The following is a 13,043-nucleotide window of genomic DNA, read 5'->3' on the forward strand; positions in this document are numbered from 1 at the left end:
CGATGTGCCGTCATATCGCTTTCCTCGGCGAGCCCGAGGCGCTCGGGGAGCTGCTCCTGAAGCCTCCGCACAGCCTGTACGTCCAGTCGTGGGCGCCGCGCCACCAGCGGCACGGCACCGTCAACGCCGATGGTTTCGGGGTCGGCTGGTACGCCGAGGGCGATCCGCTGCCCGCCCGCTACCGCCGCCCGGGGCCCGTCTGGGCCGATCTGTCCTTCGCCGATCTGGCCCGGGTGGTGCGCAGCTCCGCGGTGCTCGCCGCCGTACGCGACGCGACCCTGTCGGGCGCGGACGGGGAGGCCGCGGCCGCGCCGTACGCCTACGGGCCCTGGCTGTTCAGCCACAACGGCGCGGTCACCGGCTGGCCCAGGTCCCTGTCCGGACTCGCCCGTTCGCTGCCGGCCGACGAACTGCTCGCCCTGGAGGCACGCTGCGACTCGGCGCTCGTCTGGGCACTCGTCCTGCACCGGCTGCGCTCCGGTGACGAGGCGCCGGGGGCCCTCGCCGACACCGTCACCGAGGTCGCGGCGGCGGCCCCGGGGTCCCGCCTCAACCTGCTCCTCACCGACGGCGAGACGATCGCCGCCACGGCCTGGGGCGACACCCTCTGGTACCGCACCGACCCCCTGGGCGGGCGCACCGTCGTGGCCTCCGAGCCGTACGACGACGATCCGCACTGGCACGAGGTCCCCGACCGGACGCTGCTCGCCGCGAGCCGCACCGACGTACTGCTGACCCCGCTCAAGGAGCCCGAGCCGCACGGCGCGACCGGCCCCGCATCCACCTCCCAGGCGGCGCCCGGCGCGCTGTCCGAAGACGTCAAGGAGCCCATGGCGTGAGCACGCTGCAGTTCACCCGCACCCTGCCCGAGGACGCCACCGGCGCCGCGCTGCGCACCGATGTGCGCGAGGGCCTGACCCGGCTTCCCAAGAGCCTGCCGCCCAAGTGGTTCTACGACGCCCGTGGCAGCGCCCTGTTCGAGCAGATCACCGCGCTGCCCGAGTACTACCCGACGCGCGCCGAACGCGAGATCCTGCTCGCCAGGTCCGCCGAGATCGCCGAAGCCACACAGGCGCGCACCCTCATCGAGCTCGGCTCGGGCACCTCGTGCAAGACCCTCCATCTCATCGACGAGCTGTCGTCGCTGCGCACTTATGTGCCCGTCGACGTCAGCGAGACCGCACTGCGGCAGGCGGGCCAGGCGCTGCGCGCCCGCACGCCCGGGCTCACGGTGCACGCACTGATCGCCGACTTCACCGCGCCCCTGGCACTGCCGGCGACGGACGGGCCGAAGCTCGTGGCGTTCCTCGGCAGCACGCTCGGCAATCTGCTGCCCGCCGAGCGCGCCGAGTTCCTGGCCTCGGTGCGCTCCCTGCTCTCCCCCGGCGACGCGCTGCTCCTCGGCACCGACCTGGTGAAGGACGAGGCGACCCTGGTGGCCGCTTACGACGACGCGGCGGGTGTGACGGCCGCGTTCAACAAGAACGTGCTCCACGTCATCAACCGCGAGCTGGGCGCCGACTTCGAGCCGGAGTCCTTCACGCACATCGCCCGCTGGGACGCCGAGCGCGAGTGGATGGAGATGCGCCTTCGCGCCGAGTCCGATGCCACCGTGAAGATCCGTGAGCTCGATCTGGCGGTGGACTTCGCGGCCGGCGAGGAGCTGCGTACGGAGATCTCGGCGAAGTTCCGCGAGGACGGGGTACGCACCGAACTCGCCGCGGCGGGCCTCGACCTGACGCACTGGTGGACGGACGAGGAGGGCCGTTTCGCCCTGTCGCTGTCACGTGCCTGAGGGCGCGGATGCGGCTTCGGCGCTGAGGGTCCGTCCGGTGCGCTGACCGGTCCGGTGAACGGGGGTGCCCGCCGCACAACGGGCACCCCCGCGATCCCTCGCGATCCCCCGCTTGCCGCGGCTACTCCTCCAGCGCCTTGGTCACCGCGTCCGACGCCTTGCGGGCCGCCCGCGCGGGATCGCCGCCGGTGAGCACCGCCGTCATGTACCGCTTGATCGGGTTGTCGGCCTCGACGGCGGCCCAGCGCGGCGAGTTCGGGGTGGCCCGGCCGCGGGCGGCGCCCTTCGCCATCGCCGCCGCGCCCGGTTCACCCGCGACCGCGCCGACGAGGGTGGTCTTGTTGGGTACGTAGTCCATGGCGCGGGCCAGCTCGGTCTGCCACTCGGCGCCCGCGAGCGCGTCGACGACGGCGACGGCGCCGCGCGGCTGGTCGCTGCGCTCGGGCACGATCAGATCGGAGCCGCCGGTGAAGACCGCGCCGGGGCGCCCCTGCCGCTCGCCCGGCACGGGAAAGAAGCCCAGCTTTCCTTTCAGTTCGGGGTTCTTCTCCTCGATGACCTTTGCCGCACCCGGAACGGAGATCAGCTGCGCCACCTCGCCCTCGGCGAACACCCCGGTCTGCGGCGGGGTCTCCTCGTCGGCGTCCTTGGGCCCCTTGCCCAGGGCCTGCAGCCGCCGGTAGAAGTCCATGGCCCGCAGGGCGGCGGGGCTGTGCAGGGTGCCTTCCCAGTGGCCGCCGTTCTCCTCGGCGAGCTCGCCGCCCTCCTCCCAGATGAACCCCGCGAGCGTGTACCAGTCCTGTCCGGCGAGGTAGATCCCCTGCTTTCCGCCGGAGTTGAGGCGTTCGGTGTACGTCAGCCATTCGTCGCGCGAGGTGGGCGGGCGCTCCAGGCCGGCGGCCCGGAACAGGTCCTTGCGGTAGACGACGACGCGGTTGGCGGCGTACCAGGGGATGCCGTACTGCGAGCCGTGGACGCTGCCGGGCGCGGCCAGGCCCGGCAGCCAGTCGTCCATGCCCCAGTCGCGCATGGACTCCAGGGACAGATCGAGCAGCCCGCCCTCGTCGACGTACTGCGCCACCTGGGTGTTGCCGACCTCGATCACATCGGGGGCGGCGGCGTCCTCGCTCTTGAGTGCCGCGGAGACCTTGCTCCCCACCCCGGTCCACTCCTGGATACGGATGTCCAGGGCGAGGTCGACGTAGTCGCGCTCGAACTGTTCCTTGAACCGGGCGACGAAGGCGTCCGTCGCGCTGTCCCGCATGAGCCAGACGGTGACGGTGTCACGCTCTTCCTCCGTGGACAGCATTCCGCAGCCGCCGAGCGGCACGGTGCAGAGGAGGGCCAGGCAGGTGGCGAGGAGGCGCTTGTTCACGTGGGTCACCTTCGGTGTGCAGACACGGGAGGATCGCCCGACGTGGGGGGAAAGCGGGGGCTTTCATGTGCGCGTCGTACGCACGCGGCCGCTTGTGCGGGTGAGGCTGTGGATTTTGGTGTGTACCAATGGTCTGGTCAAGGCCTGCACCGGCCAAGTCCCGGTACGCGGGTCCGGGCGTGAGGGCCGGGTTTACGGGATCGGGGGCGTCGTCCACCTCGCGCGCCGGGGCCGCCTGGGGCACGGTGGAGGCACCACGCGAAAGGAGTGCCACCTCCATGTCCGACCACACCTACCGGGTCACCGAGATCGTCGGCACCTCGCACGAAGGCGTCGACCAGGCCATCCGCAACGGCATCTCCCGCGCCTCGGAGACGCTCCGCGGCCTGGACTGGTTCGAAGTCACGCAGGTGCGCGGGCACATCGTGGACGGCGCCATCGAGCACTACCAAGTGGGCCTGAAGATCGGTTTCCGCCTGGAAGACGGCGACTCCGCCTCCTGAGGCACCGCACGGGTCCGCGCGCGGAGCCACGGCTCGTGCCCCGCGCGCAGATTCCCGGCCACGCGCGGGTGCGTCGTGGCTGATCACTCCCCCAGCTACCGCTGGGGGTACCCCCAGCGCGGCGGAGCCGCATATCGACGCAGCCCCGCGCCCCTTTGGGGCACGGCGAACCCAACCCTCAAGTACGGCCGTCCCGCTCCTGGGCGTCCTTCAGGGCCGAGGAGGGGCTGGCCCAGAGGGCGCGGACGACCGTGAAGCCCGCCTGTTCCGCCGCGTCGCACACCAGCTCGTCGTCGTCCACGAGCATCCGCACCTCACGGCCGCGGGCCAGCCTGCGCAGCACCTCCAGCTTGGTGTGACGGGCGGGTCTGCGGTCGTTGTCACGACGCATCCAGATGCGGCCCGCGGGCAGTCCGTGCCGCTCCAGCCAGGCACTCGTGTCCGCGCGGCAGCGCTCGGGCCTGCCGGTCAGATACTGGATCTCGCACTCCCCGGCGCTGCCCAGAACCAGCTCGATGCCCTCCGCGAGCGGCGGATCATCGGGGGCTGCGGCGAAGAACCCGGCCCAGTCGCGCGGCTTGCGCTCCAGGAAGTGCTGGCGGTGCGCGGTGCTCGCGAGGGTGTTGTCCAGGTCGAACACGGCGAGTGGCCGGGAGACGTCGTCCATCGGACCACCTTAGCCAGCGGCTCACGGCCCGGCGCGCGGGTGGGGGTGGGGGTGCCCGTACACACCGGGCACGGCCCACAGGACCTGCTCGGTCTCTCCGGTCGGCCCCGGGCGGCACGGGTCGCGTCACAGCCTGTCCGAACTCGCCCTTGACCGCGGCCGGTTGCCCCGGAACGCCACCGCAGCGCCGCTCGGCCCGGAAGCCGTGTCCCGCCCCGCGCCCCGCCGCCGACCCGGCGCCACGTGGAGCAAGCCGCGCCGCGCACCCGGCCCGCGGCGGGCAAGCTGACCCCATGAGCACACCCCACGACCCGCACGGCGGGATCTTCGGTCACTGGATCGACGACGCGGGTCTGCCCGCCTTCGCCTACACCCTCGACCAGCGCACCGATCCGCGCGCCGAGTGGGACACGCACGAGTCCGGCACCTCACGCCTGCACTGGCACCAGCTGGGCAACGACCGGATCGTGGCGATCGGCACCAACGAGGGCTGGGTGCAGCTGTACTCGCACGAGCACGGGCCGCGCTGGATCAACCAGCACCGCCCGCAGGAGGGCCGTTCCGCGGGCGGCGTGTCGTATCTCCTGGACCGCGACTCGGGCGACACCTGGTCGACGTACCACCCGGATCTGCCCCAGCAGGCCGAGGTGGAGCGGGAGTTCGGCTGCGGCTCGCTGCGCGTCGTCGTACGGCACGCGGGCCTCACCCTCGACCGGGTGGTGTTCGCGCCGTTCGGCGACGGCCGTCTCCTCGCCTCGTATGTCGTCGTACGCAACGAAAGCGACCGCGTACGCAGGCTGCGGCACGGCGAGCAGTGGGGGGTGCAGCTGCACAACCTGGACCTGGTGCCGGTCGGCGGAGACCGGGCCGCACGCAGGGACGGCTCGTCGTTCCTGCTCTACTCGGGCTACGGCGCCGACTGGGACGCGCGGCTCGGGGCACTGGTGGCCCGGCATCCGCGAGGGCGCCTCTCGCACGAGATCCCGTTCCCGCCGGGCCGCACATCGCGCACCCAGCCGGACGTGGTGTGCGTACCGCTCGGCACCCGGGTCGACGGCTGGGCGGCCGCGCACAGCGACGTGTACGGCGCGGGCGGCCGGACCGCGCCCGACGCGCTGCTCGACCCGCCGAACCGTCCGCTCGCCCCCGGCGCCGCGGGCCAGGAGACGGCCTTCCTGCTCACCACCGACCTCGAACTCGCCCCCGGCGAGCAGCGGGTGCTCGGCTTCGGCTACGGAGCGGCCCCGCCCGCCGAACTCGCCGACGAGATCGCCCGGCTCGGCGACGACCCGGCCGCGCTGTACGACGCCACCCGCGCGGCCTGGCGGCGCGCCCTGCCCGCCGTGGACTTCGGCCGCGACCCGTGGCTGGGCCGTGAACTCGCCTGGGGCGCCTACTACGTACGCTCCGGCGCCACCTACCATCACGGCTTCCGGGCCCACACGCTCTCCCAGGGCGGCGCCTACCAGTATCTGGGCGGTTTCAACGCCGGCCCGCGCGCCACCGTCCAGCACGCCCTGCCCCTGGTGTGGCTCGCCCCCGAACTCGCCGCGGAGGCCGCCCGGTTCACCATGGCCGAGACCACTCCCGAGGGCGAGATCGCCTACGCCGAAGTGGGCAGCGGCGCCTGGGAGCATCTGCTGTGGTGCCCGTCCGACAACGACCTGTGGCTGCTCTGGCTGGTCGCCGAGTACGTCCTCGCCACCCGCGACCGGGCCTTTCTGCGGCAGTCCGTGTCGTACTGGCCCGCCCCCTACACCCGGCCCGAACCTGTCTGGGACCACTGCCTGCGCGCCCTCGACCATCTGCTCACCACCGTCGGCACCGGCCCGCACGGGCTGATCAAGATGCGGCTCGGCGACTGGAACGACATGGTCGTCACCGAGTCCGATGTGCCCGTGGACCGCGCCTGGGAGGAGTCCGAGTCCACCCTGAACACCGCGATGGCCGTGCATGTGCTCCGGCGCTTCGCCGAACTCGCCGACTACCACGGGGACTTGGCGATCGCGGAGCGGGTCCGCGAGCGCGCCGACGCGTTCGCGGACGCGGTCCGCGCCTCCTGGCGCGGCACGCACGTCAACCGTGGCTGGGCCGACCACGAGACGGAGGCCGGCCACCTCGACCTGTTCCTCGAACCCCAGCCCTGGGCGCTGCTCACCGGCGTCCTCGGCCCGGAGCGCGCGGCGACCCTCGTACAGGAGATCCGGTCCCGCTGCTCCGACCCGTACGCCACCCGCATCTTCGGCGCCGGCGGCGAGGGCCACACCCCGACCGTCGGCGGCGGCCAGTGGCCCGCCATCAACTCCACGCTCGCCTGGGGCCTGGCCACCGTCGATCCCGCCGAGGGCTGGCGCGAACTGCGCGACAACACCCTCGCCCACCACGCCGAGACCTATCCCGAGGTGTGGTTCGGGGTGTGGTCGGGGCCCGACGCGTATCTGCCGTCGCACGACGACCGCGCGGGCGAGACCTGGGCCGAGGAGAGCCTGTTCTCCATGCAGGCCTGGCCCGTGCAGATCCTGTTCCCGCACTCCGAACCCCTCAACGCCTCCCTGTGGCTGTCCGGCGTCACCCCCACCGCCGCCGGGCTGCGCATCGACCCGCTGCTGCCGTTCGAGGGCTGGCGCTGGGACGGCGGACTGCTGTCGGTGCGGTACGGCGCCGAAGAGGTCGGCGGCGAACTGGGCGCCCTCGCCACGGAGTCGGTGACGGTCGAGGTGCGGCTGCCGTCCGGGCTGAGCGGGGCGGCGGCGGACGGGGCGGCGGACGCGAGGGCGGTGCGGGTGACCGTCGACGGTGCGCCCGCACCGGCCCGCGTGGCCGACGGGATGGTGCGGTTCCGGGTGCCGGTGGGCCCTGGACGGCGCACACCGTTCCGCGTCGGAGGCGGGAACGGCGGCGCCTGAAGGACCGTGGAACCCGGCCGGGCGGTCGCTGAGACGGCTCCGTAGGACCCGGCCGGGCAGCCGCTACGACAAGTCGTGGACGGCCGCGAACAGGCCACGCGCCGTCGCGCCGTCCGCGAGCTCCCACTCGGCGGTGACCTGGCCGATGCCCGGTCCCGCAGGCGTGGGTTCCGCACCGGGCTCCTGGGCCTTCAGCACGCGCTGGACCTCGATGACGAGCCGCCGCCCCGAGCCCTTGTCCGCCACGACGACGGCGGTGCGGTCCGGCCCGTCGGTCACCTCGGCCACCTCGATGTCACCGCTCGCCTCCGGGTGCCCCGCGTCGGCGAAGGAGGTCACTACGGCCGGCTCCGGGGTGTCGCTGACGCCCTGCTTCTGGGCCACGGCAGCGCCGGTGGCGAGCGCGAGCAGCTGCCCCACGAGCACCGGGTCGTGCAGGCCGTCGTAGATCCAGCGCCGTCCGAGCACACCGTGCTCCGTGGTGCCGATGAGCGCGTCGTCGGCCTCGTCGAGGGGCGCACCGCGATAGCTCAGCGGCGCCAGCAGGGTCCGCGGCCGCTCCCCCGACGTGTCGGTGACGACCATGAACTCGATACCGACCTCCCCCTGCGGGTCGTCGAGCCGGAAGCCACCGGCCTTGGCGAGTACGGGCTGCTGCCCGGCGGGCCGGTACCAGGGCCTGGTCGGCAGCCAGGTGGTGAGCAGCTCCAGCTTGCTGGGCGTGAGCGTGGTGTGGTGGATGAAGGCCATGGGCCGCATCCTGCCACCGGCCGCGCCCGCCTCGTCCGGATACCGACTCGGACTGCCGGGCTCCCGGCTCCCGGACTCCCGGGCTCCCGGGCTCCCGGACTCCCGGAAATCGTCCGCGATCTCCGTCGCCGGGAATCCTGGCCGCCCGGGAGCGTTGAACCCCATGTGACCTCAGTGCTCTCGAAGACCCGCTTCTCCGTCCTGGACCGTTCCCGCACCCGGCAGGGACAGGACGCGCCCACCGCCCTGCGCGAGACGGTGCGGTTCGCGCAGCAGGCCGAGGCGCTCGGTTACCACCGCTTCTGGGTCTCGGAGCACCACAGCGTGCCCGGCGTCGCCGGCTCGGCGCCGACGGTCCTCGCCGCCGGTGTGGCCGCGGCGACACGCACGATCCGGGTCGGCACCGGCGGTGTGATGCTGCCTAATCACCAACCCCTGGTCGTGGCCGAGCAGTTCGGGGTCCTGGAGTCGCTGTACCCGGGCCGTATCGACATGGGCCTCGGCCGCTCGGTGGGGTTCACCGGCGGTATCCGCAAGGCACTGGGCCGGGACGGCAAGGACGCCCAGGACTTCGCGGCGCAGCTGCGCCAGCTCCTCGGCCATCTCACCGGCGACCAGACCGCCCACCCGCAGGTGCACGCCCACCCGGCGGAAGGCCTGCGCATCCCGCCGTTCGTGCTCGCGACCGGCGAGGGCGCGGACATCGCGGCAGACGCCGGGCTTCCGCTGGTGATCGGCGATCTGCGCGGCCGCGACCGCATGCTGGCCGCGATCGACCGCTACCGCGACGGCTTCAAGCCCTCGGTGTGGGCGGACGAGCCGTATGTCGTGGTCTCGGGCAATGTCGCGGTCGCGGACACCACGGAGGCGGCGCACCGGCTGCTGATGCCGGAGGCCTGGTCGATGGCCTATTCGCGGACGCACGGCGCCTTCCCGCCGCTGGTCTCCGCCGCCGAGATCGACCGCCTGGAGCTGACGCCGAAGGAGCGTGAGTTCTACGAGTCGGGCCTGCGCGGCCATATCCACGGCACGGCGGCGGAGGTCGCGGCGGCGCTCGAAGAGCTGATCACGGCGAGCGGCGCGGACGAGGTGCTTGTGACGACGTCGACGTACGACCGCGGGGAGATGCTCGACTCCTATCGACGGCTCGCGGAGCTGGCGGGCCTGGCGGGCCTGACGGGACCGGCGGGACCGGCGGGACCGGCGGGACCGGCGGGACTCTGAGGGGCTCCGGGGCGCCCCAAAGGGGCGCGGGGCTGTGTCGATATGCGGCTCCGCCGCGGGGCGCGACCAGCCACGACGCACCCTCGGGTGGCATACCGGACTTCCCGCGGAGCCCGCCCCGCTCGCGGAAACCGCAGGCACCTAGAATCGTGGGGTTTGTCCCCCGAGCCCCGCGGAGAAACCCGTGCCGAGCAGCCCCCACGATCCGTACGTCCGCGTCCGCGGCGCCCGTGAGCACAATCTGCGGGGCGTCGACGTGGACATTCCGCGGGATGTGCTGGTGGCGTTCACGGGGGTGTCGGGTTCGGGGAAGTCCTCGCTCGCCTTCGGGACGATCTACGCGGAGGCGCAGCGGCGCTACTTCGAGTCGGTCGCGCCGTACGCCCGCCGCCTCATCCACCAGGTGGGGGCGCCCAGGGTCGGGGAGATCAGCGGCCTTCCGCCCGCCGTGTCGCTGGAGCAGCGCCGTTCCGTGCCGACGTCCCGGTCGTCGGTCGGCACCGTCACCACGCTGTCCAACTCGCTGCGGATGCTGTTCTCCCGCGCCGGCGACTACCCGCCGGGCGCCGGGCGGCTCGACTCCGACGCGTTCTCGCCGAACACGGCCGCGGGCGCCTGCCCGGAGTGTCATGGCCTCGGCCGGGTGCACCGCACCAGCGAGGCGCTCCTCGTGCCGGAGCCCGAGCTGTCCATCCGTGAGGGCGCCATCGCGGCCTGGCCGGGCGCCTGGCAGGGCAAGAATCTGCGCGATGTTCTCGACGCCCTCGGCCACGACGTGGACCGGCCCTGGCGCGAACTGCCGCAGGAGGACCGCGACTGGATCCTGTTCACCGACGAGCAGCCGGTCGTCACGGTGCACCCGGTGCGGGACGCGGGACGGATCCAACGCCCGTACCAGGGCACGTACATGAGCGCCCGCCGCTATGTGATGAAGACCTTCGCCGAGTCCAAGAGCCAGACTCTGCGGACCAGGGCCGAACAGTTCCTGGAGAGCGCCGCGTGCGCCGTGTGCGGCGGCAGCCGGCTGCGCCCCGAGGCGCTGGCGGTGACCTTCGCGGGCCATACCGTGGCCGAGCTCGCCGCGCTGCCGCTGACCGCGCTGGCACGGCTGCTGCGTGCGGCGGACGGCGACGAGACCGCGCGGGTGCTCACCTGTGACCTGCTCGCCCGGATCGAGGTGGTGACCGAGCTGGGCCTCGGCTATCTGAGCCTGGACCGGGCCACCCCCACGCTCTCCGCGGGCGAACTGCAGCGGCTGCGGCTCGCCACACAGCTGCGCTCGGGGCTCTTCGGCGTGGTGTACGTCCTGGACGAGCCGTCGGCTGGACTGCACCCGGCGGACACCGAGGCCCTGCTCACGGTGCTCGACCGGCTGAAGGCGGCGGGCAACTCGGTGTTCGTCGTGGAGCATCACCTCGATGTCGTACGGCACGCGGACTGGCTGGTCGACGTGGGGCCGCAAGCCGGTGAACACGGCGGGCAGGTGCTGCACAGCGGCCCCGTGGACGGGCTCGCGCAGGTCTCCGGATCGGCCACGGGCCGTTTCCTCTTCGGCCGCGAGCCCGCGCCCGTACGCCAAGTGCGCGCGCCACGGGCCTGGTTGAAGGCCGGCCCGGTGACCCGGCACAACCTGCGCGGGGTCACGTCCGAGTTCCCGCTCGGCGCGTTCACCGCCGTCACCGGTGTCTCAGGGTCGGGCAAGTCCACGCTCGTCGGCGAGATCACCGAGGAGCTCGACGGGGTGGACCGCCTGGTGCGCGTCGACCAGAAGCCGATCGGGCGCACACCGCGCTCCAACCTCGCCACGTACACGGGCCTGTTCGATGTCGTACGCAAGGTCTTCGCGGCCACGGACACGGCGAAAGAGCGTGGCTACGGCGCCGGGCGCTTCTCCTTCAACGTGGCGGGCGGCCGGTGCGAGACCTGCCAGGGCGAGGGCTCCGTCAGCGTCGAACTGCTCTTCCTGCCCAGTACGTACACCCCCTGCCCGGACTGCGCGGGCGCGCGCTACAACCCCGAGACCCTCGAAGTGACGTACCACGGGCGCACCATCGCCGAGGTGCTCGATCTGACCGTGGAGGCGGCGGCGGAGTTCTTCGCCGGCACACCGTCCGTCGCCCGCAGCCTGCGGACACTGCTCGATGTGGGCCTCGGCTATCTGCGCCTCGGCCAGCCCGCGACCGAGCTGTCCGGCGGCGAGGCCCAGCGCATCAAGCTGGCCGGAGAGTTGCAGCGGGTGCGGCGCGGCCACACGGTGTACCTCCTGGACGAGCCGACGACGGGCCTGCACCCGGCGGACACCGAGGTCCTGATGCGGCAGTTGCAGGACCTGGTCGACGAGGGCCACTCGGTGGTGGTCGTCGAGCACGACATGGCGGTCGTCGCGGCCGCGGACTGGGTGATCGACCTCGGCCCCGGCGGCGGTGACCTCGGCGGGAACATCGTGGCGGCGGGGCCGCCGGCGGAGGTGGCACGGGCGGCGGACAGCCGCACGGCGCCCTATCTGGCACGCGCGCTCGCGTAGGCACCGCATCTGGCCGATGTCGCGGTCTTGTGGTTGCGACGGTTGCTTCCCATAATCCTGCCGCAACACGAGTTGCCAACTCGTGTTGCGCCGCCATGAGTTCAGCCTTCGTACGACTACGTCCGACCACCGACCGACTCCGACCCCACCGACGGCGGGAGCCCGCAGGATGGCAACTCGGCAGGACGTGGCACGGCTCGCGGGAACCTCCCCGTCCGTCGTCAGCTATGTACTCAACAACGGGCCGCGGTCCGTCGCACCCGCCACCCGGGAACGGGTGCTCTCCGCCGTCGCGGAGCTCGGCTACCGGCCGAACGCCGTCGCCCGGTCCCTGCGCATGAACCAGACCATGACGCTCGGGCTCGTCGTGCCCGACGCCGCCAACCCCTTCTTCGCCGAGCTGGCGCGGGCCCTCGAAGACCACGCGTGGGCCGCCGGGTACACCCTGCTCGTCGGCAACAGCGTCGACGACGCGGGCCGCGAGGCCGGGTATCTGCGCACCTTCCTGGACCGGCAGGTCGACGGCCTGGTCCTGATCCCCTCGCACGGCGACCGGCCCTGGCGCACCGAACTGGCCCGCTCGCGCGTGCCGCGGCTCGTCCTCGACCGGGCGCTCGACGGCGTGGAGACCTCGCAAGTCCTGGTCGACAACGCACAGGGCGCGCGGACGGCCACCGCACATCTGCTGGCGCACGGCCGCCGCCGCGTCGGCTGTATCGCGGGCCCGGTCGGCATCCATCCGACCGTGGACCGGGTCACCGGCTGGCGCACCGCCCTGACCGACGCGGGCCTCAGGGCCGGTACGGGTTCGGGCGGGCGCACCGGCTGGGAGGCGTGCCCGGACGCGGCGCCCCTGCTGCACGGCTCGTTCGGCCGCCTCGACGGCTACCGCTCCGGGCTTGCGCTGCTCTCCCGTGACCGGGACGTGGACGCGCTGTTCGTGACCTCGGACGAACAGGCGGCGGGAGTGCTGCGGGCGGCCGCCGAGCTGGGCATCCGGGTCCCCGAAGACCTGGCCGTCGTCTCCTTCGACGGCATCGCCGCCGGGGCGTACACCTCCCCGGCCCTGTCCACGATGCGCCAGCCCTTCGAAGAGCTCGGGCGGACGGCGGTGCGGCGGCTGCTCGCGCGGATCAGGGATCCCGATCAAGCGGCGACCCGCGACGTGCTGCCGGTGACCCTGCTCGCCCGGGGCTCCTGCGGCTGCCCGGAACCGGCGGGCGGCGAGCCGCAGCGCCAGGACGCCGGAGCCGTCCGGTGAGCCGCCACCACGGGCAGAGGCAGAGGCAGACGCAGGAC

The 13,043-nt window shown here is 73.1% G+C and carries 10 protein-coding genes; 7 read left to right on the forward strand and 3 right to left on the reverse strand.

Annotated elements, in window-relative coordinates; genetic code table 11:
* Window positions 1–2: 2 nt before the first annotated feature.
* Both egtC and egtD read left to right on the forward strand, forming a co-directional pair.
* The gene (gene egtC / locus ACFQVC_RS36070; RefSeq protein WP_381838706.1) at window positions 3–839 is read left to right on the forward strand and encodes an ergothioneine biosynthesis protein EgtC; all 837 of its coding nucleotides are present in this window, start codon (window positions 3–5) and stop codon (window positions 837–839) included.
* Window positions 836–1,795: an L-histidine N(alpha)-methyltransferase gene (egtD, locus tag ACFQVC_RS36075; RefSeq protein ID WP_381838708.1), complete on the forward strand. Its 960-nt coding sequence runs from the start codon at window positions 836–838 to the stop codon at window positions 1,793–1,795. The genes egtC and egtD overlap by 4 nt, the downstream gene beginning before the upstream one ends.
* A 121-nt stretch (window positions 1,796–1,916) precedes the next feature.
* Here egtD and ACFQVC_RS36080 read toward each other — a convergent pair whose 3' ends face one another.
* Window positions 1,917–3,170 carry an extracellular solute-binding protein gene (locus tag ACFQVC_RS36080; RefSeq protein WP_465270602.1) on the reverse strand — a complete coding sequence of 418 codons (1,254 nt, stop codon included), beginning with the start codon at window positions 3,168–3,170 and terminating at the stop codon, window positions 1,917–1,919.
* Between the two features lie 278 nt (window positions 3,171–3,448).
* On the opposite strand from ACFQVC_RS36080, the gene ACFQVC_RS36085 reads away from it, so the two are divergent.
* Window positions 3,449–3,673 (forward strand): dodecin, encoded by a 225-nt coding sequence (locus ACFQVC_RS36085; protein ID WP_381838710.1) that lies wholly within the window; start codon window positions 3,449–3,451, stop codon window positions 3,671–3,673.
* A gap of 178 nt (window positions 3,674–3,851) precedes the next feature.
* Here ACFQVC_RS36085 and ACFQVC_RS36090 read toward each other — a convergent pair whose 3' ends face one another.
* Window positions 3,852–4,340, reverse strand: coding sequence for a phosphatase domain-containing protein (locus tag ACFQVC_RS36090; protein WP_381838712.1), 489 nt, complete (start codon window positions 4,338–4,340; stop codon window positions 3,852–3,854).
* Between the two features lie 293 nt (window positions 4,341–4,633).
* On the opposite strand from ACFQVC_RS36090, the gene ACFQVC_RS36095 reads away from it, so the two are divergent.
* Window positions 4,634–7,246: a GH36-type glycosyl hydrolase domain-containing protein gene (locus ACFQVC_RS36095; RefSeq protein WP_381838714.1), complete on the forward strand. Its 2,613-nt coding sequence runs from the start codon at window positions 4,634–4,636 to the stop codon at window positions 7,244–7,246.
* 63 nt (window positions 7,247–7,309) lie between these two features.
* On the opposite strand, the gene ACFQVC_RS36100 is transcribed toward ACFQVC_RS36095, so the two are convergent.
* Window positions 7,310–7,996, reverse strand: a complete 687-nt coding sequence (locus tag ACFQVC_RS36100) for a maltokinase N-terminal cap-like domain-containing protein (RefSeq protein WP_381838716.1) — start codon at window positions 7,994–7,996, stop codon at window positions 7,310–7,312.
* Between the two features lie 165 nt (window positions 7,997–8,161).
* On the opposite strand from ACFQVC_RS36100, the gene ACFQVC_RS36105 reads away from it, so the two are divergent.
* The 3 genes from ACFQVC_RS36105 to ACFQVC_RS36115 all read left to right on the forward strand — a co-directional run bounded on the left by ACFQVC_RS36105 (window position 8,162) and on the right by ACFQVC_RS36115 (window position 13,005).
* Window positions 8,162–9,220 (forward strand): LLM class flavin-dependent oxidoreductase, encoded by a 1,059-nt coding sequence (locus ACFQVC_RS36105; protein WP_381838718.1) that lies wholly within the window; start codon window positions 8,162–8,164, stop codon window positions 9,218–9,220.
* A 184-nt stretch (window positions 9,221–9,404) separates the two neighbouring features.
* The gene (locus tag ACFQVC_RS36110) at window positions 9,405–11,744 is read left to right on the forward strand and encodes an ATP-binding cassette domain-containing protein (protein WP_381838720.1); all 2,340 of its coding nucleotides are present in this window, start codon (window positions 9,405–9,407) and stop codon (window positions 11,742–11,744) included.
* Window positions 11,745–11,913: 169 nt separating this feature from the next.
* Window positions 11,914–13,005, forward strand: a complete 1,092-nt coding sequence (locus ACFQVC_RS36115) for a LacI family DNA-binding transcriptional regulator (protein WP_381838722.1) — start codon at window positions 11,914–11,916, stop codon at window positions 13,003–13,005.
* The last annotated feature ends 38 nt before the right edge of the window (window positions 13,006–13,043 follow it).

It is taken from the genome of Streptomyces monticola, assembly GCF_042665355.1.
Lineage (GTDB): Bacteria > Actinomycetota > Actinomycetes > Streptomycetales > Streptomycetaceae > Streptomyces > Streptomyces monticola.

What these genes read in the sequence shown, in the direction of transcription:
- ACFQVC_RS36100 (WP_381838716.1), bottom strand. Translation starts at nt 7,996, where the DNA reads ATGGCCTTCATCCACCACACCACGCTCACGCCCAGCAAGCTGGAGCTG.
- ACFQVC_RS36085 (WP_381838710.1), top strand. Translation starts at nt 3,449, where the DNA reads ATGTCCGACCACACCTACCGGGTCACCGAGATCGTCGGCACCTCGCAC.
- egtC (WP_381838706.1), top strand. Translation starts at nt 3, where the DNA reads ATGTGCCGTCATATCGCTTTCCTCGGCGAGCCCGAGGCGCTCGGGGAG.
- ACFQVC_RS36115 (WP_381838722.1), top strand. Translation starts at nt 11,914, where the DNA reads ATGGCAACTCGGCAGGACGTGGCACGGCTCGCGGGAACCTCCCCGTCC.
- ACFQVC_RS36095 (WP_381838714.1), top strand. Translation starts at nt 4,634, where the DNA reads ATGAGCACACCCCACGACCCGCACGGCGGGATCTTCGGTCACTGGATC.
- ACFQVC_RS36090 (WP_381838712.1), bottom strand. Translation starts at nt 4,340, where the DNA reads ATGGACGACGTCTCCCGGCCACTCGCCGTGTTCGACCTGGACAACACC.